Origin of the sequence: Thiomonas sp. X19 (assembly GCF_900089495.1) — a bacterium.
GTDB lineage: Bacteria > Pseudomonadota > Gammaproteobacteria > Burkholderiales > Burkholderiaceae_C > Thiomonas_A.
The window spans coordinates 3,039,990-3,064,045 of the sequence record NZ_LT605203.1 but is presented as its reverse complement, the minus strand read 5'-3'; the positions used below and the strand labels follow the sequence as shown (position 1 = coordinate 3,064,045).

Genomic DNA, 24,056 nt, shown 5'->3' with positions numbered 1-24,056 from the left:
ACCATGATCTCGCGCAGCGCCATCTCCAGCCCCCAGGGCGCCAGCAGTTACTACACCAGCCAGGCCCGGGCCGCCGAGTACTACAGCGGCGAAGCCGTGCCCAGCGCCTGGTCGGGCGCCGCAGCCGCCGCCATGGGCCTGTCTGGCAAGGTAGACCCCCAGGCCCTCACCAACATCCTGCAAGGTCGCGTGATCGAGCGCGACCCGGCCACGGGCGAGGCACGCGAGCGCCAGCTTGGCCGCGTGGTGCACGGCGAGCATCAGCACAGGGCCGGCCAAGATTTCACGATCTCGGCCCCCAAAAGCGTGAGCCTTGAAGCCCTGGTGCATGGCAGGGATGAGGCCCTTCAGGCCCATCGCAACGCCGTGGCCGAAGCCTTGAAGTATCTGGAGGACCACGCGAGCCAGTCGCGCATCAGGGGCGAGTATGTGGCGACCGACGGCCTCGCCATCGCCACCTTTGAGCACGTCTCCACCCGCGCCCAAGACCCGCAACTGCACACCCATGCCTTGATCGCGAACGTCACCTTTCACAATGGGCGGGCCTACAGCCTCTCGAACGAAAAGCTGCTTGAGCACCGCTCGGCGGCCGATGCCGTCTACCACAACACGCTGAGCCGCGAACTCCAAAAAGCCGGCTACCAAATCACACACAACCGCGACGGACACGTCGAAATCGCCGGCTACACCCGCGACCACCTGCGCGACTTCTCCCAGCGCTCCCAGGAGATCGAGCGCGCCCTGGCCGCCCGTGGCCTGACCCGCGACAGCAGCAGCGCCGAGGCCCGCAACATCGCCGCCCTCTCCACCCGCAGCGCCAAGGAGTTGCCGGAGGTGCGGGCGGCGCACATCGACCGCTGGCAAGCCCAGGCTCAAGCCCTTGGCATCAAGGCCGCCCAGCTCGACCCCGGCACCACCCGCGAGACCCTGAGCCAGCAGACACCCCAGGAAGCCGCCAGGCAGGCCGTGGACGCCGCCAAGGCGCATTTGACCGAACGCGAGTTCGTGATGCGCCCCCAGGACCTCTACCAGCAGGCGGCGCGTTTTTCAGCGGGCACCACCACCCAGGCAGCGCTCGAAAAAGAGATCGAGCGGCAGGTGCGCGGTGGCGAGCTCCTGCGCGACGCCTCAGGCCGCCTCACCACCGCCGAAGCCATCGCCTCAGAGAAGCGGATGGACGCCAGCCTGCAGGCCGGCAAGGGGATGCATGAGTCCGTCATGACCCCCCGCGAATTCGACCACGCCCTGCAAGACTTCGAGCAGCGCAAAGGCTTCGTCTTGAGCGACGAGCAACGCGCCGCCGCGCGCATGATCTTGACAGGCGACGATCGTTTCCAGGGGGTGCAGGGCCTGGCCGGCACGGGCAAGACCACCATGCTTGAGCTTGTCCGCGAAGCCGCCGAAGCCAAGGGCTGGAGCATTGTTGGCCACAGTAACGGCAGCGAGCAGGCGGCCAAAATGGAGCAGGAATCCGGCATCCGCAGCACCACGACCGCCGCGCACTTGCTCGAAGAATCCCGCGCCAATCGCGACCGCGAACTGGCCGCCGTGGCCCTGGAAACCCAACGCGCAGACCCGAAATTCAACATCGACCCCTACCTGTATGGCGCGCGCAACTTGCAGGCTCAGGTGAAGCACGTCAGCGACTCCACCGGTAACAGGTATGCGGAAATCAAGGGCCAAACCTACAGCATCGCCGCCCACAGCCGCCTGCAACATCAAGACCCAGGCCTCGGCGAGCGTGAAAGCGTGAACAGCGCCGGCGTGTTTCAGCAAGCCCAGGCGGGCGAGCGTTGGACGAAGGCCGAAGGCATGGGAGCGATGCTCGCGCATGCCCGCATCGACTCCCGCGTGAAGGACGGTCAGCAGGCCGAAGTCCAGCGCATGCAGGCCGTGCTCGCGCCTGCACACAAGCGCGAAATCAGGATCATGGATGAGGCGTCGCAGTCCGGCCAAAAGCAGTTCAACAAGGCTATCAAAACCACCGAACAGGCAGGCGCCAGGACGGTGTTTCTGGGCGATAAAACGCAGCATCAATCAGTCGAGGCGGGGCGAGCGTTCGAGCTCAGTCAGAAGCACCTGCGGCCCGCGGAACTCGGCGAGGCAAGCATTCGCCGGCAGACAACCCAAAACATGAAAGATGCCGTGCACGACGTGCTGCAAAAAAGGTACAACGACGCGATCAAGCGCATCGACGTGCGCGAAATCCGCACGGCACAAGACAAGCTCGGCCCCAGCGCCACGCGCGAAGAAAAGCGCGCTGCCGCGCTCGAAGACAACAAGGCCGTCATCAATCTCATCGCGAAAGAGTACGGCGCGCTCAAGCCCGAAGAGCGCGCCAAAGTCCTTGTGATCACAAGCACGAACGGGGACCGCATCTCCATCAACCAAGCCATTCGCGATGAGCTGAAAGCGCGCGGCGAGCTTGGCAAAGGCGTTGAGCTGAAGACCTTGGAAAAGGTTGACATGACCGAGGTGGAAGCCAAAAGGGCTTCGAGCTATTCGCCCGGCTGGGTGATCCAAACAACCACCAAAACCAAGGCGCTTGACAAAGGGGCTCTGCTTGAAATCGTGAAAGCCGACAGCCGCACCAACACCATCACCGCCCGCGATACGGCAGGTCGCGATCACATCATCGACCCAAACAAAACACAGCTCAAGACCTACACCCCGGAGCGGCGCGAGCTGGGTGCGGGCGACAAGGTGAAATTCACAGACAACCATCGCCTGCAAGTCGCGGGGCGCGATGCTGGCCCGGCCGTCCGAAACGGACAGATCGCGCACGTCGAGGCCGTGAGCGAAAAGACCCTCACCCTGCGGCTCGGCGAGGGCGAAAAGGCCAGGGTCGTCGAAGTCGAGCGCGCCGGCGCGCTCAAGCTTGAACACGCCTATTCCACGACCTCTCAATCTGCCCAAGGCCAAACAGCCAACCCCTGGATGCACCACAACACGGAATCAGGCAAGCACGGCGACCGTGAGACTGGGGTTAACTTCACGCGCGCCGTGAGCGACGCCAAGCTCTTCACGCAAGACATTGAAAAGGCGTCGCGCCAGATGGGCGTCGAGCTGCAAAAGACATCGGCCCATGACGTCCTGCCCACCCAGCCCGCGCGCGGCGAACCCACCCAGCGCAACCCCGACATCAACCCCCAGCCCAGCAAAGACCTGACCCCAGATCGCGCCCCCGAGCGCGAGCGCGAGCATGGGTACTGGTAGGCAGATCAAGGACTTACCGACACCCTGCGGCACACCCTGCGCAACACCCAAGGCAACGAAGCCGCCAGGTTGCTCGGTTGCCCACCGCCACCACCCAGAGCGCGCATTTCGCTTGGCTCTGAATGGCTGTGAGCGCCCGGAATCCCTGGCGCCGAACCCAAAAGGACCAAGCCATGCAACACAAACTCACCCTCACCATCATCGCCTTGACCCTGGCCGCCGCGCTGGGCACTGCCCAGGGCGCCCGTGCCGACACGCTGCCGGCCACACCCGCCGCAGTCGCGTCCACCCCGTCGCGCTGGGCGCTGGACATCAGCACCACCAGCTATCACACCAGGCAGTGGGCGCGCGACAGCCTGAACCAGGACAACCCAGGGCTTGGCTTTGAGTATCACTGCACCTCGAACAGCGGCTTCGCGGCAGGCTTCTACAAAAATCTATTACCTCAACCTAGATTCCAGGGAGGGGGCAAATTTTGCCCCCCGGGGGGCAAAAAGCGACGCACGGGAGGGGGCAAAATTTGCCCCCCGGGGGGCAAAAAGCGACGCACGGGAGGGGGCAAAATTTGCCCCCGAATCTAGAGACATAAACATAAACACAAAAAGAGAACCTAAAAAAAGAGAGCGCGCGCGAGCTGGAGCGTCGAGGAATGAGTTTGTAAAGGAAGAAAAGACAGGCATCCAGCACAAGCCCGGTGACCCTAGAGACCAGCAGGCCATGCAAGCCATCAGCCTTCACCCCCTAGGAGCAATCTCGGCCGCAGTGAAAGCCGCCGCTGCGATCGACGATCGGGGGCGAGCCTTTCCCTCCCAGGTCCTGCGCTATCTGCTGCGCGCCCAACCCCAACCACAACCTGCGGCGCCAGGGGGTGCTGGCGTGCAGGTTCCGCGGACGACCCTGGGCATGGATTTTTCAACCAAGACCTACGCCCGCGAGAAGATTTGATTGCCGGCCCGTGCAGGCACACCCCAAGCCCTGGCCGGTGTTCTGATCCATCCACCCCAATCAATCAGCCCGCCGCGTGCGGGCTTTTTTGACCCCGCGTATTTCGCATGGCTCGGAATGAGGTTGAGCGCCCGGATTCCCGCGCGCCACCCAAAGGACCGCACCATGAACAAGCAAAGCATCCTCGCCCTCACCCTGGCCCTGGCCGCCGCGCTGGGCACTGCCGCCCATGCCGACACGGTGCCTGCCACACCCTCTACCCCCCACCAGGGGGCGTGGGGCCTCGACATTTCGACCACCAGCTACCACACGCGTCAATGGGCGCGTGACAGCCTCAACCAGGACAACCCAGGGCTGGGCATCGAGTACCACTGCACGGCGAACTCGGGGTTCGCGGCGGGCTTCTACAAAAACAGCTACAGCCGCGAATCGTTCTACGCCACAGCCACCTACATCCCGCTGCACATCACCCTGCCAGCAGGCTTCAGCGTGGCCGCTGGCGGGCTTGTGGGCGCCATCAGCGGCTACACCCGCGCCGAAGCGCCCGACCGCCCGCTGATGGCCGCCGCGCTGCTGGAAATCCGCAGCGAGCAGGGCTATGGCGTGAACCTCATAGGCGTGCCAAACGCAGCGCAGTCGGCTGGGTTCATCGGCCTGCAACTCGTGGTGCCGCTTGCCTGACCCCATGCCCCGGCTGCGCCGGGGCATGCCTTCAAACGGTTTGGAGCCGTGCGCATGGGGTCGGTGTGGCGAAGGTGCTGCAGCCCGCTGTGACGCCTGCCGTGGCCTTGCTGCTGCGGTCGGAGGTCTCCATCGCAACCATGGTGATGCCTGCGGCCCGCGCTGCTGCGGCTGCGCCCTGAGCCCCTGCGGGTCTCAGCCCTTTGGGGCCGCATCGCTATCACAACAGCATCGGCGTCAGGCGCCGCCGACAACACCACGACCAAGGCCAAGGCAATGCCCAGCTTGCGCTCGGCATCCCAGGCGACGCCAGGCTGCGCCCGGCTAAGGCACAAGGCCAGCCAGTGCCCGGCAAGCCGGGCAGGGATACGGCGCAATGAACCCGCGCCGCCAGGGCTCTGCATCGCAGACTTGCGCGGGCCGGTTTGCCGTGGTCGATCCCCTGCGTTGACGAGCCCGGCCTGAAGCCGCCCGCGACTTTCTGCGCCTTTCGTGGGCGCTGCGCTTTGCAAGCGTCACGCCAGCCCCTGCGGGGCGCTGCGCGGCCTACGGCCTGTCATGCCCCTTGCAACCCCTCATCGCCTGCGGCGACCGGCTTGAAAGCTCGGCCAATGAGGGCGGCTCCATCCGGGCAGAACATCAACGAAGGAGATCAATCGTGACCACGGCAAACCTCTACACCCCCGCGCAAGCCAGCCATTCCGAGCCCCTTCACGCCGAGGGGCTCACCACCCAGGCAGGTGGCAAGGCCAAACCAACCCAAAACCTGCCGTTTTTCGTCATCAATCAGGCCCTCGAATTCATGCAAAAACAGGCTGCAGCGAAGGGGGTGACCGTGACCAAGACCGAGATTCTGTTCACCATCACCCAAGACCCGAAAGGCAACGCAGCCAAGCGTTTTGAAGCGCTTTGCGACCTCGGCTTCAAGACCGTTTTGAACTGATTTCAACCACCACCCGGAGCAAACCATGAGCACCGAAACCACGCACGCCACCAGCCCCGCCGCCCTGGCCGACCTGTTCGGCAAGCCGATCTACTCCTACACCCGCGCCCAGGCCATCGAGGACGGCATGCTGATCGATGTCAGCACCACCGCGCGAGAGGCTGGCATCGTGTGGCCTGTGGCCCTCACCAGCGCCACATGGAGCGACGCCTGCGCCTGGACGGATGCCGACGACAAGCGCAAGGGTGGCGGGGCGTGCTGGCAGTCCGAATCCGGCAGGCTTTGGGATGTCGTGTGGATGGCATCGCGCGCGATCCGTGCAGGACTGCGCCACGGGCACGATGGCCGCGACCCGATCCTGTTTCAAGTCCTGCGCATTCCCCGCGAAGGCCGGGGCGTGCGGCCACGCCTGACGACATTGAAGCTGCAGGTCGGCCCCGGCGACGCAGGCGAGCCGGTCATCACCGTGATGCTGCCGGGTGAGGACTGACCCCCAAAAGCCAAGCGATTTCGCTTGGCGCTGAATGCAATAAGCGCAGCTCGGGGCGCTTTGTGGCCCGGGATTTGAACCAGGAGTTTTGACATGAACAAGATCGACAACACCATGAGCAACGCCGCCGTGTTTTGGAACAAAAAGGCGCGGTGTCTCGTGCTGTATGAGAACCCCGGATGCGCTGTTGCGGCCCAATTCTCCTCTGGCTGGGCGCGCCGGGTCGATGGGTTTCGACTCCAGCGCGGAGCTTTGAGTCTGGAAGACCTGCTGGATGATGTCTGGCACTTCGAAACCCATGGCGGCGATGGCCCGAACCTCGAAAACATTCAATCCGTCCTGGTCTTTGAAACGACCAGCCACATGAGCCCGAAGCTCGAATTCACCCGGAGCGAAATCAAAAAGGCCGCGGCCTGAAAGCCTCGCGGCCGCACCAGCCCGGCCGCCGCGCCGGGCATCACCACCCAGCAGGAGCAAGCCATGACCTACAAAACCATTACCCCCGCCCAATTTCTCGCCGAGGCCCGCGCGTGGGACATCAAGCGCCGCGCCATGCGCCGGGCCGCGTTTTTCGCCTCGATCTTCAACACGTTCATGGCCGCGTTCGCCCTGGCATTCATCGCCCTGACCTGCACGACCATCGCCGCCCCATTTGTGCTCGCCGCCGCCGCCTTTCTCGGCATCCATCTGCGCTGAGCCTCGCGCGTTTCGCATGCCGCTGAATCACCATGCCGGCGCGTGCCGGCACACCGCAATGCAACCATCAGGAGCATCACCATGCAACACATCAAACCCCTCACCATCACTGCCCTGGCCGCTGCGCTGGCCCTGGGCGGCTGCGCCGGCGTGCCCCCGGGCATGGGCGGACAGTATCAATCTTCGGCCTACAACTACAGCGCCAGCCAGGCCCAACAAGTCCAGCAGGTGCAGCTCGGCACCGTGCTCGCCGTCCAGCAAGTCACGATTCACGCCGGCCAGGCGGAAACCGGCGGCGGCGAGGCCCTTGGCGCGGTCGCAGGCGGGTTCGTGGGCAGCCGCATCGGGCAAGGCACCGGCTCTGCGGTCGGAGCCGTCGTAGGCGCCCTTGCAGGCGCTGCAGGTGGCGACCTGGCCGCGAGCAAGGCCTACGCCCAGCCAGGCCTGCAAATCACCGTGCGGCTGGATAACGGCCAGACGATCGCCGTCACGCAAGCCGCCGATGTGCCCATCCGAGTCGGCCAGCGTGTTGAACTGTTGGGAAGCCAATACGGCTGGGGCCAGCCCGCCCGTGTCGTGCCCATCGGCTGATCGCGGATCGCGGATCGCGTTTCGCATGCCGCTGAATCCATGTGCCGGCCCGTGCAGGCACAACCCCAACCATCAAAGGAGCATCACCATGCAAACCAAACCCATCCTCACCATCACCACCCTGGCCGTCGCCATGGCCCTGGCCGCCGCCTTCGGCGGCTATTACCTGGGCCGCACCAAAGCGCAGGAACAGGTGTCTGACCAGGCGTACAAGCTCGCCGCGGAAGCCGATCCTTTTTGGCAATTTGGTGGCCGCCCAGCCTCGACTGATGACTCTCAAACTCTGAAACTCAGGGCTGGCGTCGGGGACATTCGCGCGGCGCTCATCCTCTCGGATCGCGACCTGATTCAGGCCGCAAAGGCATCAAAAGCGGGCCACCATGGTCATGAGGCCAACCTTTTGCTTGAGGCTTTTCAAACCCAGGCCGAGGCTTACTCAAGCGTGTATCAGGGCATCCTTCACCTTTCCTTTCAACACCCCAAGCCCTGGCCAATCTTCTGACCCATCCGCCCCAATCAATCAGCCCGCCGCGCGCGGGCTTTTTTTATTCCCTGGCCGCCCGAGCCTATGAAAAATTTCATAGGAAAAATTTCATAGGAAAAATTTCATAGGAAAAATTTCATAGGATTTTCCAAGGGTTGACCCTGACAAAGTGTCATCCTCTGGCCGCAGGCCAGGCAGGGCGAAGCCCGGGGGCGGGTTACCTGGGCCGCACGGCGGCCCCTGCCGGCCCGGTTTTCCTGGCTTTCCAGCCACTTCATCGACTGCGCCGACAGGCCATCCTTCAGCAGTTCATCGCGCCAGGCGGCGACGTCAACTGATCGAACGGAGCCAAGGAAGATGGCCTTGCAAAGGCCATCTTCACCGGTAAGCGCGGCGCGGTGGCGGCCGCCGACCCCCCTCCAATCAAGAGAGGCCGGCATCGTCAAGTAAGCCTTACGGCCGCGGCGGCATCCTGGATGAGTTTGTTGATGGCGATGGTCTCCTGCCTGTAGCCGCGGGCGGCCATAATCTCACGCAGCGCCGTCACGGCTTCTGGCGTGAGCCGCAACATGAGCCGCTTTCCGCCGGAATCGGCGAGCGCCTGGAGCGAGCGCCGCGATCGGTCGCCGGACGTAGGGGCATGCCCCTCGCTGTAGACACGGGGGCGGCCACGGGGGCGCTTGTGCTTCACGGTGGACACATCGGGTGCGGGTTCCGGCGCCGCAAGATTGTCGCCGCTGGCTTCGCCATCGGCATCGGCCTTCTTCGCGGGCGCGGCTTGTAGGCGCCGCTGCGGGGCGGCAACTGCCGCCTTCTCGGACATCTTCGTCGCGGCCGGAGCTTGCCCGGACCCGCGCGACGCCAGGACGGCCGAGACGACATCCCCCTGGATGCTGCCGCTGCCGGCAACGACAAGCCCCACCCCTCCGTCCTCGCCGAGCACGGCCGCGATCGTCGCCATTTTGCGGTCCAGGGTGTCGATCATCATTTCGTCGAGGTTGGTGTCGAAATCATCCATCCTGGCGATGAGGTGCAGGACCTGGCAGTTGGCGCGCTGCCCGACCCGATGGATGCGGTCCTCCGCCTGGAGCAGTGCGGCGGGCACCCAGTCCAGTTCGACGAAGACCACCGTGCTTGCACGGGTCAGCGTGATCGATTCGCCGGCGGCGTTAATGCCGCCGATCAGCACGTCTAGATTCCCGTCCTGAAACGCGCCAACTAGGCGCGCCCGCTCGGCTTGCGCGGTTCGTCCGTCGAGCACCGCGGTCTTCAGGCCATTGCGATCCAACCGTTGCAGAAGGGCGTCGCTGGCCGCGTGATGGGCGCAGAACACCACGCAGCACCCTTGGTTCTCCACCACGTCCAGAACCAGGTCCTCGACCTCGCCGCCCGCGACCTTCGCTCGGCCAAGCGCGGTGCGGGCCATTTCTAACCCGCCCTGCATCGCCTTGCGCGCCTCGGATTGAGAGTCTCCGCGACCAAGAGCTTTCTCGTAGCACTCAAACGCGTGATTCAGGGCGCGCCGGTAGTCTTCCATCGCATCCTGGTCCAGGCTTGCCAAGTCGATGCGCTGCCGGGTTTTGTCGGGCAGTTCGGGCAGGACTTCGGCCTTGGTCCGCCGGATCATGAAGTGCGCGAGCGCGTCTTTCACGTCATTGATCGTGTAGTGCTTCTCCAAGCTCTCCCGCACCGTGCGGTCGATGATGCTGAGCAGCACCTTCGCTTCGTGCTCGTTGTTACGCAGCGGCGTTCCGGTGAGCATCAACAGTCCAGGCGCCGCGTCCGCGATCCGCTGCGCGGCGGCGGTGCGCTTCGCGTCCCGGTTCTTGACGCGGTGCGCCTCGTCCAGGATGACCAGCGGTGCGCCGTCGGCCGTGACGATCTGCGCGATCAGATCGCCGCGCAGTCGCCGCATCATCTTCTCCCAGGCCGCGGCGCGCTTGGGCGGGAGGCCCACCGGCATCTGCGGCGCGTACGCGCCGATGCGCAGCTTGATCGGGTACTCTTTGTCCTTGGATCTTTTGCTTTTGGTGGCGGCGGTCCCGAGCCCGAGCGCTTCCTTTGCGCGATCGGGGAGCGCCTGCGCGAACGCCTCCGCTTCGGCCCGGTCCCGTAGCGTCCAAGTTTCCGTCCGGGCCACGAGTTGGTCGTAGGTGAGGATGTGCCACCTCGCGTCAGGGTCGAGGGAGTCGACCTGATCGCGCACATGCTGGATCGTCCCGCCCGACCCCCACCCCCGGATTTCCCGGTCCCACACGTAGCGGGCGTTCGCCGGACACACGACAAACACCCGGCGCGCGTGAGTGCCCTCCGCCGCCGCGATGGCCTGGGCGGTCTTGCCCACGCCCATCTCGTCCCCGACCAGCGCACGCATGCCACGCTCGGCGCAAAAGCGCGCCCCCGTTCTTTGATATGCATGCAATAAATGCCCGTTGGGCGCCGGCGCCGTCCACCCCGGCACCGTGTCCGGGTCGAAGGGGACCGCTGTCGCGACTTTTCCTTCAGGGTCGTCGCCCTGCCACACGATCCCGGCCTTCGACAGCCTATCCCGCCACGTTCCCCACGTCTTGCGGGTCGCGTGCACCACGCCGTCCCATGGAACCGGCGTCAGAGTGCCGTTGGGGTATGTGCCGATCCACTTTTTCTCCTGTGGCGGCGCCACCCACAGGTGGCGCGGGTCATCGAGGTTCAGCCGGATCGCCACCGCCCACCCATGGACTTCGACCGGGGCCGGCGCCGCACCAGAGACCGTTGCGGCCGCCGCGCCGCCGTCCGCCGCGCCCTGATTCAAGATCATCGCCTCGCGGCGACGCTCCAAGGCCCCCGCCTGTCCGATCATAACCAGGCGGGGGCCACGCGAGAGATGAAATACCCTCACCCCATTGCTGCACACCAGCGCGGAGACTGCGGCCATCGGCACGGGCAAGGAGATTTCGCATGCCGCCAACCCGTGGCCGAGAGGCTGCAGCGCGCTGACCGTTACACCGTCCAGAACCAACGCCTTCCAATCCACATCGCGGACTTCCCAGTCGGGATGTTTTGCGCGTGCATACTCGAAAAATTCATTGGCCTTGTCTGGTGCTGCAAACGTCCAGGCGCGGGCGCCGACACCCGCGGCAGGATTCCAATAGGCGCCAAGCTTTTTCGCCCGCCGGACCAAGGCATCGTCCGACCCGAGGGCCCATCGGAGCCCCGTCAGGAGCCCTGCATCGTCCCGAATCAAGGTGAAGGTGAGGGCGGACTTGTGTTGGTTGGCCGTAGCTGAGGCCGGAAAGTAGCGGTTGTCTGCGATCTCGATCGCAGTGCTGCTGGTGGCGGGCGCGGTTTTGGGCGGCATGGCAGGCACCTTTATTGTGTATGCTCTCAGTTTATCATATTTTTCGCGTATGTCCACGCCAATCAATATTTCGCCCATTCGTCGGAGTCAGGTCTTGAGTCTTGATTAACTGTAATCGTTCGATTACAATCGCATCATGTTGATGGTCAAGCCGCTTCCACAATTCACCGCTTGGCTCGATGGCTTGACCGATGCCACGGTGCGCGGCGTCGTGGTGGCGCGCATCAAGCGGTTGGAACTCGGGCTGCTGGGCGATGTGGAACCGGTCGGCGAGGGTGTCCACGAGCTGCGCATCCACGTTGGCGCGGGCTGGCGGGTGTACTTCACCCAGCGCGGCGGCCAGGTTATCGTCTTGCTGGCTGGGGGCTCCAAACGCACGCAGCAGAGCGACATCAAGCGTGCCAAGAAGTTGGCCGCGCAATTGGAGGATTGATCATGCCAGAACGCATCAAAGTCGCCGACCTGCCGACATTCGACGCGGCGCCGTATCTCGACAGCGAGGAAGCTGTCGCCGCCTTCCTGACCGATATTCTTGACGCCAACGACCCGGCGCTGCTCGCGGCCGCGCTGGGGGACATCGCCCGTGCTCGCGGCATGAGCGATATCGCCAAGGAAACGGGCATCGCACGCGAGGCGCTGTACAAAGCGCTGCGCCCCGGCGCGCATCCGCGTTTCGATACCATCAACCGCGTATGCGCGGCCCTAGGGGTGCGCCTGGTGGCGCAGCCCGTACATGTTGGTGGCTGATAATTGGCCAAAGATGACGAGCCCGGTTTGGAGCCGCCCGCGACTTTCGTCACGCCAGCCCCCGCGGGGCGCGCTACGCGCGGGCTTCGCCCTGTCATGCCAGCCGCTCCAACTTTCGCGCGCCGGACTTGCGCGCAAAAAATCGCTGGAATGATAACGTCACTTATCATTCCTTGAATGTCGCGCAACGCGCAGCATCACCTCAACTTTGCCACCGCGCCCAAGTACCCGCCATGGTGCCGCAGCGCATAGTCGTTGCGGGTGAAACCGCCGAGCTGGACGGCCAGCACCGTAAGCACATCGCCAATCACTGAAATCACGGTCGTTGATGTCGTGGGAGCCAGGCCCAACGGGCAGACTTCGGCGGGGTCTCCCGTCCACAGCACCAGGTCTGAGCACGCGGCAAGTTCCGAGCCGCGCTTGCCCGTGATCGTGACGATCCGCACTTCCGGGTGCAGTCGCCGCGCCAGATGCACCAATTCGACGACCTCCCTTGTCTTGCCCGAGTTCGAGATGAGCAGCAGGCAATCATGGACACCAAGCACCCCCAGATCGCCATGCTGGGCCTCAAGCGGGTGCAGGAAGATCGAGGGCACACCAACCGAGCACAGCGTCGTCGCGATCTTCGCGCCGATGCCGCCAGCCTTGCCAACGCCGGAGACGACCACCTTGCCCCCGGCACGGGCCGAGGCGAGGAAGCACTGAACTGAATCCCCAAAGGGGTTGTCTGCAGGGATGGAGCGGATGGCGCGGGCTTCAGCTTCCAAGATGTCTTTGATGTTCACCATCACGCCCGCATCTTCACCACATCCGCCCCGGCCTTGAGTTTGTCCAGGTAGACCTGTTCAAGCCCCCCAGGCCTGCATCAGGTCCGTAAGCGCATCGTGCACTAGGCGAAATTTGACGCCATGGTACTTGGCGGACGACCATGGTCTAAGGCTCTTTGTCTAGCGCGTCATGGTGTTTGATGGCGCGGAAATAAGCTGTTCCACTTTCAAACGTGAAGCTCGCTTTATAGGCATCATCAGCCGTTACGTGGACCGTCCAAATTGGAACCCGCTGCTTAGCATTCAATCGCGATTCGCCGCTCTTGCTGGTCAGTTGGTGCAGGTGCAATTTCGCAGGCGGCGCATCAAGGTCAAGAAGGAACAAGCTCCGCAGCGTCTGGATGATCTCTCGCCTACGCTGTAGGTCACGCACTCGATCTAGAGTTCGAAGGAATACAGAATTGCTGGCATCAATGCCGATAATCAGACGCGGCATCTCAGGATGTGGATGCGATCCGAGCCAAGAGCGCGTCAAGCTCTTCAGGGGAGTTGGCGGCCATGTCTTGCACCTTCAGAGCATGGTCTGCATCATGCTCCAAAATGTCTTCCTGAATCGCGCACAGCGTGTCGTAAAGCTCGGCGCAAATCTGAACCAGATCTAGTGCTGCACGCTCGGAATTACGCAGGCGTTGGTGAATTCGACTAGAAGTTGCTATGCGCAGAGCGCTGGCGCGCATCCTTAATGCAGAAGCCTTCAGCTTCTCGAACTGGTCCACGAGCGCAAGATCAGGGTCAAACACCCATGCCTCGTCGGAAGCGCGGCCCAGGATAGCGCGGTATTCGAGAACGTCAAGATGGATGCGAGCGGTTTCGCGACTGGCTTTCGCTAGATGCCTAACGAGCAGGGGCGGCACCAAAAACAAAAGGAACAATCGCCGGGGGGAAAGGATGCGCGAGGTGCGGCGACTGAAGTCACCGATCACTGCGTTCGCTGTCGCGTTATAGCTCATCATGGTGCGTTGGAGTGTATTCTCATGCAATAGATTTTGCCCATTTTTCGTCCTTATCCGTCGCATTTAGGGTTTTTCCGTGACGCAAGGTCTGAAGTTCACCCCAGCTTCGCAGCCAGCTTCTCGGCCTCGACGTGGGTGTACCGCTTGAGCATGGCAAGCGACTTGTGCCCTGTCATGCTGGCCACCTCCATGACGCCCAGGCCCTTCTCGAACAAGCGTGAGGTGGCCTCGTGGCGCAAGTCATGGAATCGCAGATCGGCCAGGAAGGCGGGATCGGGTTTGGTGTTGGAGGCGGCGCAGTCGGCAAGGTAGAGCTTGAGAGCCCGCGCCTTGCAGCTTGTCCACACACTTTCCATGCTCGGTGGTGTTTTCCAGGTGAACACCTTGCCATCGATGCGGCGGGGCAGGGCCTGCAGGGCCGCAATGGCTTCGCTGGACAGGGCCACAACGCGGAACGGATCGCCATTCTTGGTTTCCCGCCCACCGATGCCGCGGATGCGACAGGTACGCCTGGAGAAGTCAACATCAGCCCAGCGCAACGCCAGGATTTCACTGGCGCGGGCCGCAGTCTCCACGGCGAAGATGAGCACTTGCCGCAGGCCCACGGCATAGCGCGTGCGCTTGGCATCGGCAGCACGCAGCAGGTACTCGTACTCTGCCTCCATCAGGCGCCGCTCCCGGCTTGGTGGCAGCTTGGGTTTGTTGATGGCGTGAACAGGGTTGCCGGCAGGCAGGGCAATCGACAGTTCCTTTTCCGCGAAGGAATAGATCGCCGACAGCATGTTGAGGTGATGAATGACGCTCTGACTGCCCAGGCCGGACCTGAGCAGGTCATCCCGCCATGCCGCCACATCGACGCCGCGCACGGCGCCGACGAAGTGCGCGCCGAACCGAGCCTCAACGCCGCGCACGTATTGAGAGGCACTGTTCGACTTCAACCGTGGAACCACCGCCGTTCTGTAGCTGCGGACAACATCGGCAATCGTGATCTTTCCGGCATCGTCGCGCAAGACAGCGAGATTGCCCCGTTGGACTTCACGCTCGATCTCCCGCGCCCAGGCTTCGGCGTCGGCTTTGAGGTCAAAGGTGCGCGAGATTGACGGCATGCCTCGACGCCGAACCTGCGCCCGCCATCCCGTTTTCCGTTGTTCGATTGCCGCCATTGCATTCCCCCTGGATTCCCCTTAATTGAGCAATAAATACTAGCAGAGCAAGCATTCATGCGGGTCACAGCCTAGTTGTAATTGCGCGTCATCAGCGGAATGGTGAACTGGCCGACGGTGAGCACATTGGCCACACCCGAGCCGGAGATGGTGCCCATCAGCCCGGATGAAATCACCGCCACCTTGGCCGGGCCGCCGCGCGCGCGGCCCACCAGGCCCAGCGCCAGGGCGTTGAACAGCCGGATCATGCCGGCATGCTCCAGGAACGCGCCGAACAGAATGAACAGGAAGATGTAGGTCGCAGAGACCAGGGTCGGAATGCCGTAGATGCCCTCGGTGCCAAGATAGAGCTGGCCGATGATCTGATCGAGCCCATAGCCGCGATGGCTGACCACATCCGGCAGGTATTGGCCGAACAAGCCGTAGAGCAGAAACAGGCCGCAGACCAGCGGCAGCGCCAGGCCCAGGCTGCGCCGCGCGGCTTCGAACAACAGCGCCACGGTGGCCGCGCCCACCAGCAAGTCCAGCGTGGTGGGATCGCCCGAGCGCTGAATGAGCTCGGCCTCGAAGGCCCAGTGGTACAGGCCGAGGGTGAAGGCGAGGGCTCCGAGCACCCAATCGAACCCGGGAATTTGCTGCATCCAGCGCTTGCGCTTCCAGGCCGGGACGACCCAGAAAATCATCAGCAGCAAAAAGCCCACATGCAAGGAGCGCATGACCAGGCTGGAGAGGGGCGAGAACGCCGCCACCACCAGTTGGTAGGCCGAGAAGGCGAGGGCTGCGGTCATCACCACACGCTGCGCCAGCCCATGCAGCTTGCGCTGGTGTCCGGCGTCGGAAGGCTCGGGGACGGCGTGGTGGCCGTGCCCGAGATGCGGGTGGGCGTCTGCCTGGGGATGGTTCATCACGCTGCGCGCCTTACTTCGACACGCCCACTTCGCGGTAATACTTCTCCGCGCCTGGATGCAGCGGGACCGGCGAGCCCTTGGCGGCCATTTGCAGGTTGATGGCTTTGGCGGCTGCGTGGGCCGCGACCAGCTCCGGCAGATGGGTGAACATGGCCTTGGTCATCTGATAGACCATCTCGTCGCTCAGGCCTTCGCGTGTGACCAGGAAGTTGCGGATGGCGGCGGTGGGCACTTCGGTGGCCTGGCCCTCGTAGGTGTTGGCCGGAATCATGCCCGCCTGATAGGCCGCATCGCCCACCTTGGCCACGACCTCGGCCAGGATGGCGACGACGACGATTTTTTGCGTCGCCGCCAGATCGCGCAGCGACGACACGCCCAAACCCGCCGACTGGAAGGTGGCGTCGAGCTGGCGGTTTTTCATCAGCTCCACCGACTCGCCGAAGGGCAGGTATTCCACCTTGGCGAAATCCGCATAGCTCAGGCCAGCCGCCTTGAGAATGGCTCGGGCGTTGAGTTCGGTGCCGCTTTTCGGCGCGCCCACGGCAATGCGCTTGCCTTTCAGGTCCGCCAGGGTCTTGATGCCCGAATCGGCGCTGGCCACGATTTGCACATAGTTGGGATAGATGGCGGCCATGGTGCGCAATTTTTTCAATGGCGCCTTGAAGCCGGCTTCGGCGTCACCCTTCCACGCGTCCGACAGCGAGTCGCCGAGCGAAAAACCGACCTCGGCGCGACCGGCTTCGAGAAGGTTGAGGTTCTCCACCGAGCCCTTGGTGGCCTGCACCGCGGTCTTGGCGCTGGGGATGGCCTTGGTGTAGACCTGCGATAGCGCAACACCCAGGGGGTAGTACACCCCGCTGGTGCCGCCGGTGGCGATGGTGATGAACTCGGCCGCGTGAACCTGAACTGCCGTTGCAGCAGCCAGCGCAAAGCCCGCGATGAGCGATGCCGCGGTGCGGGCCAATGAAGGGGTTTTGAGCATGTCGAGTCTCCGTTGCTTGCATAAGTTACAAACGGAAATGATGCTACGAGAACCGACTGCAGGCGCATCCGGGAAAACACGAATGCGTGCCGGGGAATCGTCGCCTGCGTGGCCGAACGGGGACGAACGCTGTCAAACCAGGGTACGGCGCCGCGCCAGCGGTGGGTTGGTGGCGAGGTATTCGCGAATGCCTTCGAAAATGGAGCGGGCGACTTGCTTGCGGTAAGCCGGCGTTTGCAGGCGCGCTTCTTCTTCGGGGTTGCTGATGAAGGCGGTTTCCACCAGCATCGACGGCACGGTTGGCGACTTGAGCACGACGAAACTCGCTTGCTGCACCTGGCGCGAATGCAGGTGCACGAGGCTGCCCATTTTCTTCAGCGTCGGGCCGGCCATCTTCATGCTGGCGTTGATCTGCGCCGTGGTCGACATGTCGAGCAGCACCTTGGCCACCTGGTAGTCGCGCGAGTTGATGTCGATGCCGCCGATGGCGTCGGAAGCGTTCTCGCGCTGCGCCATCATGCGTGCCTCCACGCTCGATGCGCCGCCGTCCGACAGGCAGTAGACCGAGGCCCCGCGCGCCTCCGGGGTGAACCAGCCGTCGGCGTGGATGGAGGTGAACAGGTCGGCGTTGGCGCGCTGCGCCTTTTCCACGCGCATCCACAGCGGCACGAAGAAGTCGCTGTCGCGGGTCATCATCACTCGCATATTGGGCGTGTTCATCGCCAGGTCGCGCAAGTGGCGGCCGATGAGCAGCACCACGTCCTTTTCATGCACGCCGGACGGCCCGGTGGCGCCGGGATCCTCGCCGCCATGGCCGGGGTCGATCGCCAGCAGCACGCTGCGCTCGGGGCGCCGGTCGCGCCGCATCGGCTGCTCCGAGGTTCGGGTTCGCGAGTTGTTGTCGGCGACCAGGGCATCGGGCTGGCGCATGCCGGATTCGTTGCGCCTGCCAGCGTTGCCGCGCGCCAAGGTTTCGGGCTGGCGTGCGGGGCCGGTGCCGTCGAGTTCGGCGCGATGCTGGCTGATCCAGTCGCCCAGGCTGTCGGGCTTGGCTTGCGCGACGCGGGCTGACCGCGAGGCGGATGGCGACGTCAGCGCAGCGCCCGCAGCGTCTGCCGGCGCGGGACTGCCGTCCAGCGCCGCCTCGCGGTCCATGAAGGCCAGCAGGCGGTCGCCCTGGGCCGGGTAAAGGTCGAACACCATGCGGTTTTCGTAAGCGGCCACCGGCAGCAGGTTGAACACCTGGGGCTTCACCGCCTGCTTCAGGTCGAACACCATGCGCACCACGCCAGGCGCGTATTGCGCCACCCGCACGTCCTTGATGAAGGGGTCGTCAGGCTTGATCTTGCCGACCAGCTCTTTGAGCTGGGGGCTCAGTTCCAGGCCTTTCACGTCCACCACCAGGCGCGGCGGTTTGGGCACCAGGAAATGGGTTGCGGTCAGCGGCTGGTCCGATTCCAGCGTCACCCGGGTGTAGTCCGCTGCAGGCCACACGCGCACCGAAAGGATGGTGGCGCCACGCGCCAGCATGGGCGTGGTGAGCAGCAGCGCGAGGGTGGAGGTCTGAATGAGGAACTGGCGGCGATCGGCACTCATGGCGGGCACTCCCTGGCGAGGCGCACCAGACCGTGTCCTGGTGCGTGGTCAGGCGCCCGCTTGCGCAGACGCCAGCTGTTGAAGCAAGGCAGCCCCCAATGCGCTGCCACTCTGCAAGACAATCGCCCGGCCTTCAGCGGCCGGTTTGAACGCAAGATCCACGTCGGCCTGCGGGAGCAGGGCCGGCGCGTGCTCGGGCCACTCGACCAGACACAGGCTTTGCCCGTCGAGCATCTCGCGCAAGCCGGCATCATCCCATTCGTCAGGCGATGAAAACCGATAGAGATCAATATGATAGGCGTACGTTTGCAGAGTTCCCTTTAGTTCTAGGGATTTTCGGTCGATTGCATAGGATTCGACCAGGGCGTAACTGGGACTTTTGATCCGACCTGTGACCTTCAAGCCACGCAAAATGGCGCGAACCAGCGTGGTTTTGCCCGCGCCGAGGTCTCCGCGCAGGGTGATCAGCGCGCCGGGGAGATCGTGTTGCAGCAGGGCGCGCGCCAAGGCGGTCCCCAGCGCCACGGTGGCGGCCTCATCGGCGCAGTGCAGGCGCAGTGACATCGGCATGGAGCCGGCAGGTGATCGGGGTGCAGACGCGGGGGAGATGCGCTCGGGCATTTAGCATCGCGGCATGGACGACCGCAGGGAGCAGATGGAAGTGAATCCAGCACCCGATGAAGCGGCGCTGGCGGCCTTGGCCGTGGACATCCGGACGGAGGCGAAGCGACTGGGATTCTCGCAAATCGCCATCAGCGACGTGCATCTCGGCGCAGCCGAAGCCGAGTTGCAGCGTTGGCTGGACGCCGGTTTCCACGGCGAAATGGGCTATATGGCGCGCCACGGCAGCAAGCGTGCGCGCCCCGCCGAACTGGTGCCCGGCACGCTGCGCGTCATCACTGCGCGCATGGACTACCTGCCCGCCCATTTATCCACCTCGTTGGCGACCGAACCGCCCACCGCGTCGCCCCCTGAAACACCCACCGCCGCGGCCGACTGGCGCGACGCCGAGTGGGCGCGCATTGCCGACCCGCAAGCCGCCGTGGTCTCGGTCTACGCCCGCGGCCGCGACTATCACAAGGTGCTGCGCGCGCGGTTGCAGAAGCTGGCGGATTTCATCGCCGCCCGCACCGACCCCGGCGTGGTGCGCGTGTTCACCGACTCCGCTCCGGTGCTGGAGGTGGCGCTGGCGGCACGCGCCGGCCTGGGCTGGCGCGGCAAACACACGCTCTTGCTCAACCGCGAGGCCGGGTCGACGTTCTTCCTGGGCGAGTTGTTCATCGGCCTGCCGCTGCCGGTGGACGCGCCGCAGCAGGAGCATTGCGGCAGTTGCAGCCGCTGCATCGACATCTGCCCCACCCGCGCCATCGTCGCGCCCTACACGCTGGACGCGCGGCGCTGCATTTCCTACCTCACCATCGAGCTGGCCGGCCCCATTCCCGAGGACTTGCGGCCCTTGATGGGCAACCGCGTCTACGGTTGCGACGACTGCCAACTCATCTGCCCCTGGAACAAATACGCACAGACCTCGCCGCTGCCCGACTTCGCCCCTCGCCACGGACTCGACAGCGCCAGCCTGCTGCAGCTATGGGCCTGGAGCGAGGCCGACATTCTGCAGCGCACCGAAGGCAGCGCCATGCGTCGCATCGGCTTCGAGCGCTTGCGCCGCAATGTGGCCGTGGCGTTGGGCAATGCGCGCCGCAGCCTGCCTGCCGCGCATGCCTTGCAGCGGGACATCGAAACCGCGCTGCGTGCTGCCTTGCCCGCCGCAACACCTCTGGTGGCCGAGCACATCGTCTGGGCCCTGGCGCAGCAGGCGGGATCGTCCCGGGTCGAAGCTTCAGCCAAAGTGCATCAGGCTGAGGAACACGGGCAGTGACACGGCGCCGAGCAGGGTGGACAGGCTGACCAGCCCCGCCACATAAGGTCCGTCGCCGCCCATGCGTGCCGCCAGCACATAGGCGCTGGACGCGGTGGGCATGGCGGCGAACATCACCACCACCATGGCTTCCAGCGGCGTCAGCCGCAACCACAGCGCCAGGCCCCAGGCGATGAGCGGAATGAGCGCATGGCGCACGGCCATCAGCCACACCGTGAGGCGCCATTCGCGGTGAATGCCGCGCAACTGCAAGCCCGCGCCCACCGTCATCAAACCCATCGCAATGGAAGCGTTGCCGATGCGGTCGAGCACCGGCAGCACCAGCTCCGGCGGCCTCAGCCCCAGGCTGTGCGCCACCAGCCCAGCCGCCGTGGCGACGATCAAGGGATTGCGCAGCAGCTCGCGCAACAAGCCCCGCTGCGCGTGCCGGGCCAGCGCCCACACCGCCGCCGCATTGCACAGCGGCACGCCGAAGGCGATGAGCACCGCCACCAGCGACACCGCCTGCGCGCCGCCCAGCCGGTCGGCCACGGCCAGCGCGATGTAGGAGTTGAAGCGGAAGGCGCATTGCACGCCGCTGGCGGTGCAGCGCTTGTCGGCCCGCAGCCAGAACGCCGCGTAAGCCAGGGCAATGCCGCAGAGCAGCGCGCCGATGCCGGCCAGCAGCACCGACGAAGCACCAGCCAGGGTGTAATACCCGCGGCTGCTGGTGGAGAACAGCAGCACCGGAAACAGCACGTAATAGACAAGTCGCTCGACCCCGCCCCAGACATCGCGTTTGAGCGAAGTCCATTGCGACAAGGCAAAGCCCAGCGCGATGAGCGCGAAGTCCGGGAACAGCAACATGGCGTTGTGCGACATGAGGCGCAGCATACCGAGCAGGTTTCTCATTCACCTTACGCACAGCACTGCTGGCCCCTCCGCATGGGTAGGGAGGGGTGGGGAGGGGTGGGGACTGTCACGGATTGGGGCGACATCCATAGCCCTGACGCGACTAGCATCGAACCATGTCTGCCTCGAACCTCGTGCCGCAACGCTTCGCCCAGCCAGCACTTCAGCCCAGTTGGGACGCCGTGCTCGACCTGCCTTTTGGCAAGCTCGGCCTGCGCTGCAGCGAGACGGAAGTGCGCGCCCTCGAATACCTGCCCGCGGCCACGCCGCCCCGAGCCGCGCGGACCCCGCTGGCGCGCGAGGTGCAGGCGCAGTTGCAAGCCTATTGCCGCGATCCGGGCCATCGCTTCGACTTGCCTTTGGCGGCCGCCGGAACCGCCTTCCAGCGCCGCGTCTGGGCCTTGCTGCGCGAGATTCCACGCGGCGCCACGCGCACCTATGGCGAGGCTGCGCGCCAACTCGGCAGCGCGGCGCGGGCCGTGGGCCAGGCTTGCGGCGCCAACCCCTATGCGCCGGTCATTCCCTGCCACCGCATCGTCGCCGCTGCTGGCTTGGGGGGCTTCGCCCATTCGACCGATGCCGCAGGCGAGTTGCTGCGCATCAAGCGCTGGTTGCTGCTGCACGAGAGGGAGTCAGCCACCGAAGGGGCGCAAGCCGCGCTTGGGTTGTCTCAGTCACAGCCTGCGGAGGCTGTCGCGACGGGCGGCGTGGCGCAAAGTCTGCATCCTGGAGCGGGCAATGCCTGAAGCCGAAGCCGCCGCAGCCAGAAGCGCAGGCGCAGCGCGGCCGGCGGGTCAGGTGCCCAGCCAAGCGGCCGGCGCCGCCACACCCACGACCACCATGCGCCGACGCGGCCGCCAGACCGCGCACCCGGACTGGCCGCAGGCGCCCGCCGCATGTGTCGACGGTATTCAGCGCTTTTGCGACGCCCTCTGGCTGGAACAGGGCCTGTCCGCCAACACCCTGGCGGCCTACCGCAGCGACCTCACCCTGTTCGCCCGCTGGCTGGCGCATGCCGGCAGCCCGGGCTTGCCCGCCGCCACCGAGGCCGACGTGCTGGCCTATCTCGCCGCGCGCTTCGCCGGCAGCAAGGCCACGGCGTCCAACCGCCGCCTGGCCGCCTTGCGACGCTACTTTCACTGGGCTCTGCGCGAGCGCCTGCGCGCCGACGACCCCACGCTCAAGCTCGAACGCGCGCGCGAACAGGCACGGCGCCCCAAGACCTTGAGCGAAGCCCAGGTCGAGGCCTTGTTGCTGGGGCCGGATGTGGACACGCCGCTGGGCCTGCGCGACCGCACCATGCTGGAGTTGCTCTACGCCAGCGGTCTGCGCGTGAGCGAACTGGTCGCGCTCAAGGCCGTGCACCTGAGCCTGGCCGATGCCGTGGTGCGCGTGGTGGCCGGCAAGGGCGGCAAGGACAGGCTGGTGCCGTTCGGCGAACAAGCCGCATCCTGGCTGGAACGCTATGCGCGCGAGGCCCGGCCCGCCTTGCTGGGCGAGGGCGACAGCGATTTTCTGTTCATCACCCGCCGCAGTGGCCGCGCCGGCAAGCGCGCCGCCAGCGGCATGACGCGGCAGATGTTCTGGACCCTGCTCAAGCGCCACGCGCTGCGCGCCGGCATCGACGCGCCGCTCTCGCCCCACACTCTGCGCCACGCCTTCGCCACCCATCTGCTCAACCACGGCGCCGATCTGCGCGTGGTGCAATTGCTGCTCGGCCACGCCGACATTTCCACCACGCAGATCTACACCCATGTCGCGCGCGAGCGGCTGAAGCAACTGCACGCGCATCACCATCCCCGGGGCTAATGCATGGCGCAAAACGACTTCGGGTCGGCCTTCATCCTGCTGCTGCTGATCCTCGACCCCTTCGGCAACCTGCCGTTTTTCATCGCCATCATGCGGCAGTTGCCGAAGCAGCGCCGCTTGCCGGTGGCGCTGCGCGAAATCGGCATCGCCTACCTCGTGCTGCTGGGTTTCATGTGGGGCGGGCAGGGTTTTTTGCGCATCATGGGCCTGAGCCAGCCGGCGCTGGAGGTGGCCGGCGGGGTGATCCTGCTGCTGGTGGCCATCAAGATGATTTTTTCCACCACGTCCGAAATCTTCGGTGGAACCGACGGCAAGGAACCGATGGTTTTCCCGCTGGCCGTGCCCTTGCTGGCCGGCCCTTCGGCGCTGGCCACGGTGCTGCTGCTGACCTCGCGCCAGCCGGGGCAAATGTGGACCTGGGTGGCCGCGCTCAGCGGCGCCATCGTCATCACCGGCGGCCTGCTGCTCATGGCCGAGACCTTGCTGAAATGGGTGGGCGACTCGGTCATGCGCGCCGGCGAAAAACTCATGGGCCTGATCCTCACCGCCATCGCCGTCAATATGCTGCTGGGCGGGCTGCGGACCTATTTTCTGCGCTGAAGGAGCAACCCGGGATGCGCGCGGTGGCGGCCGCATCACCCTTCGAGGTGGCTACGATGGCAAGCGGCGACTCGACTTCGATCCGCCTGAAGCGACCTGAGGCACATTGCCGCCGAAAAACCACGATACAGAGAGCCAAGCATCATGGAAAGTCTGCCCATTACCCAGAATGACCGCGAAAACCTGGCCCAGTTCCTGGGCAACCTGGTCGATACCAGCATCCTGCTGCGTCGCGAAATCCACGATTTTCTGGACTACTGTGATCTGATGGCGCCGAAGAAGTGACCTTGCCCGCGAAAAACGTATCCCTTGCTGAGT

At 64.9% G+C, this 24,056-nt stretch carries 27 protein-coding genes; 17 read left to right on the top strand and 10 right to left on the bottom strand.

What is annotated here, in order from left to right; translation table 11 throughout:
- Nucleotides 1-3: 3 nt before the first annotated feature.
- From mobF to THIX_RS14665, 10 genes are all read left to right on the top strand, one after another.
- Nucleotides 4-3,216 carry a MobF family relaxase gene (gene mobF, locus THIX_RS14705; RefSeq protein ID WP_112486784.1) on the top strand — a complete coding sequence of 1,071 codons (3,213 nt, stop codon included), beginning with the start codon at nt 4-6 and terminating at the stop codon, nt 3,214-3,216.
- Nucleotides 3,217-3,389: 173 nt separating this feature from the next.
- Nucleotides 3,390-3,797, top strand: a complete 408-nt coding sequence (locus tag THIX_RS23095) for a hypothetical protein (protein ID WP_146748569.1) — start codon at nt 3,390-3,392, stop codon at nt 3,795-3,797.
- 136 nt (nt 3,798-3,933) lie between these two features.
- On the top strand, nt 3,934-4,161 hold the full coding sequence (locus tag THIX_RS14700; RefSeq protein WP_112486783.1) for a hypothetical protein: 228 nt from the start codon (nt 3,934-3,936) through the stop codon (nt 4,159-4,161).
- 165 nt (nt 4,162-4,326) lie between these two features.
- Nucleotides 4,327-4,842: a hypothetical protein gene (locus tag THIX_RS14695; protein WP_112486782.1), complete on the top strand. Its 516-nt coding sequence runs from the start codon at nt 4,327-4,329 to the stop codon at nt 4,840-4,842.
- A gap of 658 nt (nt 4,843-5,500) precedes the next feature.
- The gene (locus THIX_RS14690; protein WP_112486781.1) at nt 5,501-5,785 is read left to right on the top strand and encodes a hypothetical protein; all 285 of its coding nucleotides are present in this window, start codon (nt 5,501-5,503) and stop codon (nt 5,783-5,785) included.
- Between the two features lie 25 nt (nt 5,786-5,810).
- Nucleotides 5,811-6,275, top strand: coding sequence for a DUF6573 family protein (locus tag THIX_RS14685; RefSeq protein WP_112486780.1), 465 nt, complete (start codon nt 5,811-5,813; stop codon nt 6,273-6,275).
- A gap of 93 nt (nt 6,276-6,368) precedes the next feature.
- Nucleotides 6,369-6,692 carry a hypothetical protein gene (locus THIX_RS14680; RefSeq protein WP_112486779.1) on the top strand — a complete coding sequence of 108 codons (324 nt, stop codon included), beginning with the start codon at nt 6,369-6,371 and terminating at the stop codon, nt 6,690-6,692.
- A 63-nt stretch (nt 6,693-6,755) separates the two neighbouring features.
- Entirely contained in the window at nt 6,756-6,971 is a 216-nt protein-coding gene (locus THIX_RS14675; RefSeq protein WP_112486778.1) for a hypothetical protein, read from the top strand.
- 81 nt (nt 6,972-7,052) lie between these two features.
- On the top strand, nt 7,053-7,562 hold the full coding sequence (locus THIX_RS14670; RefSeq protein WP_112486777.1) for a glycine zipper 2TM domain-containing protein: 510 nt from the start codon (nt 7,053-7,055) through the stop codon (nt 7,560-7,562).
- Between the two features lie 88 nt (nt 7,563-7,650).
- Entirely contained in the window at nt 7,651-8,064 is a 414-nt protein-coding gene (locus THIX_RS14665; protein WP_112486776.1) for a hypothetical protein, read from the top strand.
- Between the two features lie 424 nt (nt 8,065-8,488).
- Here the strand turns inward: THIX_RS14665 and THIX_RS14655 are convergent, their stop codons facing one another.
- Nucleotides 8,489-11,383, bottom strand: a complete 2,895-nt coding sequence (locus THIX_RS14655) for a DEAD/DEAH box helicase (protein WP_158540905.1) — start codon at nt 11,381-11,383, stop codon at nt 8,489-8,491.
- A 136-nt stretch (nt 11,384-11,519) separates the two neighbouring features.
- Between THIX_RS14655 and THIX_RS14650 the strand changes: the two genes are divergently transcribed.
- Both THIX_RS14650 and THIX_RS14645 read left to right on the top strand, forming a co-directional pair.
- Complete coding sequence (locus THIX_RS14650) at nt 11,520-11,816, top strand: type II toxin-antitoxin system RelE/ParE family toxin (protein ID WP_112486773.1); 297 nt, start codon at nt 11,520-11,522, stop codon at nt 11,814-11,816.
- A gap of 2 nt (nt 11,817-11,818) precedes the next feature.
- Nucleotides 11,819-12,130 carry an addiction module antidote protein gene (locus tag THIX_RS14645; RefSeq protein ID WP_199195308.1) on the top strand — a complete coding sequence of 104 codons (312 nt, stop codon included), beginning with the start codon at nt 11,819-11,821 and terminating at the stop codon, nt 12,128-12,130.
- A 197-nt stretch (nt 12,131-12,327) separates the two neighbouring features.
- Here THIX_RS14645 and THIX_RS14640 read toward each other — a convergent pair whose 3' ends face one another.
- The 8 genes from THIX_RS14640 to tsaE all read right to left on the bottom strand — a co-directional run bounded on the left by THIX_RS14640 (nt 12,328) and on the right by tsaE (nt 19,180).
- Complete coding sequence (locus tag THIX_RS14640; RefSeq protein ID WP_112486771.1) at nt 12,328-12,918, bottom strand: SIS domain-containing protein; 591 nt, start codon at nt 12,916-12,918, stop codon at nt 12,328-12,330.
- Nucleotides 12,919-13,063: 145 nt separating this feature from the next.
- Nucleotides 13,064-13,393 (bottom strand): hypothetical protein, encoded by a 330-nt coding sequence (locus THIX_RS14635; protein ID WP_112486770.1) that lies wholly within the window; start codon nt 13,391-13,393, stop codon nt 13,064-13,066.
- A gap of 1 nt (nt 13,394) precedes the next feature.
- Entirely contained in the window at nt 13,395-13,907 is a 513-nt protein-coding gene (locus THIX_RS14630) for a hypothetical protein (RefSeq protein ID WP_233224575.1), read from the bottom strand.
- A 98-nt stretch (nt 13,908-14,005) separates the two neighbouring features.
- Nucleotides 14,006-15,016 carry a site-specific integrase gene (locus tag THIX_RS14625; RefSeq protein WP_233224574.1) on the bottom strand — a complete coding sequence of 337 codons (1,011 nt, stop codon included), beginning with the start codon at nt 15,014-15,016 and terminating at the stop codon, nt 14,006-14,008.
- A 128-nt stretch (nt 15,017-15,144) separates the two neighbouring features.
- Nucleotides 15,145-15,978, bottom strand: a complete 834-nt coding sequence (locus THIX_RS14620) for a TRAP transporter large permease subunit (protein WP_233224573.1) — start codon at nt 15,976-15,978, stop codon at nt 15,145-15,147.
- Nucleotides 15,979-15,991: 13 nt separating this feature from the next.
- Nucleotides 15,992-16,963 carry a TAXI family TRAP transporter solute-binding subunit gene (locus THIX_RS14615; RefSeq protein ID WP_112486767.1) on the bottom strand — a complete coding sequence of 324 codons (972 nt, stop codon included), beginning with the start codon at nt 16,961-16,963 and terminating at the stop codon, nt 15,992-15,994.
- Between the two features lie 132 nt (nt 16,964-17,095).
- On the bottom strand, nt 17,096-18,559 hold the full coding sequence (locus THIX_RS14610; RefSeq protein ID WP_112486766.1) for an N-acetylmuramoyl-L-alanine amidase: 1,464 nt from the start codon (nt 18,557-18,559) through the stop codon (nt 17,096-17,098).
- 48 nt (nt 18,560-18,607) lie between these two features.
- Nucleotides 18,608-19,180: a tRNA (adenosine(37)-N6)-threonylcarbamoyltransferase complex ATPase subunit type 1 TsaE gene (gene tsaE / locus THIX_RS14605; RefSeq protein ID WP_112486765.1), complete on the bottom strand. Its 573-nt coding sequence runs from the start codon at nt 19,178-19,180 to the stop codon at nt 18,608-18,610.
- Nucleotides 19,181-19,193: 13 nt separating this feature from the next.
- On the opposite strand from tsaE, the gene queG reads away from it, so the two are divergent.
- Nucleotides 19,194-20,438 (top strand): tRNA epoxyqueuosine(34) reductase QueG, encoded by a 1,245-nt coding sequence (gene queG, locus THIX_RS14600; protein ID WP_112486764.1) that lies wholly within the window; start codon nt 19,194-19,196, stop codon nt 20,436-20,438.
- Here queG and THIX_RS14595 read toward each other — a convergent pair.
- Nucleotides 20,400-21,311, bottom strand: coding sequence for an AEC family transporter (locus THIX_RS14595; protein WP_233224572.1), 912 nt, complete (start codon nt 21,309-21,311; stop codon nt 20,400-20,402). The two genes, queG and THIX_RS14595, sit on opposite strands and share 39 nt — an antisense overlap.
- A gap of 134 nt (nt 21,312-21,445) precedes the next feature.
- Here THIX_RS14595 and THIX_RS14590 point away from each other — a divergent pair, with 134 nt between their 5' ends.
- From THIX_RS14590 to THIX_RS14575, 4 genes are all read left to right on the top strand, one after another.
- Nucleotides 21,446-22,075 carry a methylated-DNA--[protein]-cysteine S-methyltransferase gene (locus tag THIX_RS14590; protein WP_112486763.1) on the top strand — a complete coding sequence of 210 codons (630 nt, stop codon included), beginning with the start codon at nt 21,446-21,448 and terminating at the stop codon, nt 22,073-22,075.
- Nucleotides 22,056-23,138 (top strand): site-specific tyrosine recombinase XerD, encoded by a 1,083-nt coding sequence (xerD, locus tag THIX_RS14585; RefSeq protein WP_371413007.1) that lies wholly within the window; start codon nt 22,056-22,058, stop codon nt 23,136-23,138. Before THIX_RS14590 ends, xerD begins: the two co-directional genes overlap by 20 nt.
- A gap of 3 nt (nt 23,139-23,141) precedes the next feature.
- A complete protein-coding gene (locus THIX_RS14580) occupies nt 23,142-23,738 on the top strand; it encodes a MarC family protein (RefSeq protein WP_112486762.1) in 597 nt (198 codons plus the stop codon).
- Between the two features lie 144 nt (nt 23,739-23,882).
- Nucleotides 23,883-24,023: a hypothetical protein gene (locus tag THIX_RS14575; protein WP_233224570.1), complete on the top strand. Its 141-nt coding sequence runs from the start codon at nt 23,883-23,885 to the stop codon at nt 24,021-24,023.
- Nucleotides 24,024-24,056 lie beyond the last annotated feature (33 nt).

Bases quoted from the DNA above. Each gene is read 5' to 3' on its own strand.
- mobF (WP_112486784.1), top strand. From the start codon at position 4: ATGATCTCGCGCAGCGCCATCTCCAGCCCCCAGGGCGCCAGCAGTTAC.
- THIX_RS23095 (WP_146748569.1), top strand. From the start codon at position 3,390: ATGCAACACAAACTCACCCTCACCATCATCGCCTTGACCCTGGCCGCC.
- THIX_RS14700 (WP_112486783.1), top strand. From the start codon at position 3,934: ATGCAAGCCATCAGCCTTCACCCCCTAGGAGCAATCTCGGCCGCAGTG.
- THIX_RS14695 (WP_112486782.1), top strand. From the start codon at position 4,327: ATGAACAAGCAAAGCATCCTCGCCCTCACCCTGGCCCTGGCCGCCGCG.
- THIX_RS14685 (WP_112486780.1), top strand. From the start codon at position 5,811: ATGAGCACCGAAACCACGCACGCCACCAGCCCCGCCGCCCTGGCCGAC.
- THIX_RS14680 (WP_112486779.1), top strand. From the start codon at position 6,369: ATGAACAAGATCGACAACACCATGAGCAACGCCGCCGTGTTTTGGAAC.
- THIX_RS14675 (WP_112486778.1), top strand. From the start codon at position 6,756: ATGACCTACAAAACCATTACCCCCGCCCAATTTCTCGCCGAGGCCCGC.
- THIX_RS14670 (WP_112486777.1), top strand. From the start codon at position 7,053: ATGCAACACATCAAACCCCTCACCATCACTGCCCTGGCCGCTGCGCTG.
- THIX_RS14665 (WP_112486776.1), top strand. From the start codon at position 7,651: ATGCAAACCAAACCCATCCTCACCATCACCACCCTGGCCGTCGCCATG.
- THIX_RS14655 (WP_158540905.1), bottom strand. From the start codon at position 11,383: ATGCCGCCCAAAACCGCGCCCGCCACCAGCAGCACTGCGATCGAGATC.
- THIX_RS14650 (WP_112486773.1), top strand. From the start codon at position 11,520: ATGTTGATGGTCAAGCCGCTTCCACAATTCACCGCTTGGCTCGATGGC.
- THIX_RS14645 (WP_199195308.1), top strand. From the start codon at position 11,819: ATGCCAGAACGCATCAAAGTCGCCGACCTGCCGACATTCGACGCGGCG.
- THIX_RS14640 (WP_112486771.1), bottom strand. From the start codon at position 12,918: ATGGTGAACATCAAAGACATCTTGGAAGCTGAAGCCCGCGCCATCCGC.
- THIX_RS14635 (WP_112486770.1), bottom strand. From the start codon at position 13,393: ATGCCGCGTCTGATTATCGGCATTGATGCCAGCAATTCTGTATTCCTT.
- THIX_RS14630 (WP_233224575.1), bottom strand. From the start codon at position 13,907: ATGAGCTATAACGCGACAGCGAACGCAGTGATCGGTGACTTCAGTCGC.
- THIX_RS14625 (WP_233224574.1), bottom strand. From the start codon at position 15,016: ATGCCGTCAATCTCGCGCACCTTTGACCTCAAAGCCGACGCCGAAGCC.
- THIX_RS14620 (WP_233224573.1), bottom strand. From the start codon at position 15,978: ATGAACCATCCCCAGGCAGACGCCCACCCGCATCTCGGGCACGGCCAC.
- THIX_RS14615 (WP_112486767.1), bottom strand. From the start codon at position 16,963: ATGCTCAAAACCCCTTCATTGGCCCGCACCGCGGCATCGCTCATCGCG.
- THIX_RS14610 (WP_112486766.1), bottom strand. From the start codon at position 18,559: ATGAGTGCCGATCGCCGCCAGTTCCTCATTCAGACCTCCACCCTCGCG.
- tsaE (WP_112486765.1), bottom strand. From the start codon at position 19,180: ATGCCCGAGCGCATCTCCCCCGCGTCTGCACCCCGATCACCTGCCGGC.
- queG (WP_112486764.1), top strand. From the start codon at position 19,194: ATGGACGACCGCAGGGAGCAGATGGAAGTGAATCCAGCACCCGATGAA.
- THIX_RS14595 (WP_233224572.1), bottom strand. From the start codon at position 21,311: ATGCTGCGCCTCATGTCGCACAACGCCATGTTGCTGTTCCCGGACTTC.
- THIX_RS14590 (WP_112486763.1), top strand. From the start codon at position 21,446: ATGTCTGCCTCGAACCTCGTGCCGCAACGCTTCGCCCAGCCAGCACTT.
- THIX_RS14580 (WP_112486762.1), top strand. From the start codon at position 23,142: ATGGCGCAAAACGACTTCGGGTCGGCCTTCATCCTGCTGCTGCTGATC.
- THIX_RS14575 (WP_233224570.1), top strand. From the start codon at position 23,883: ATGGAAAGTCTGCCCATTACCCAGAATGACCGCGAAAACCTGGCCCAG.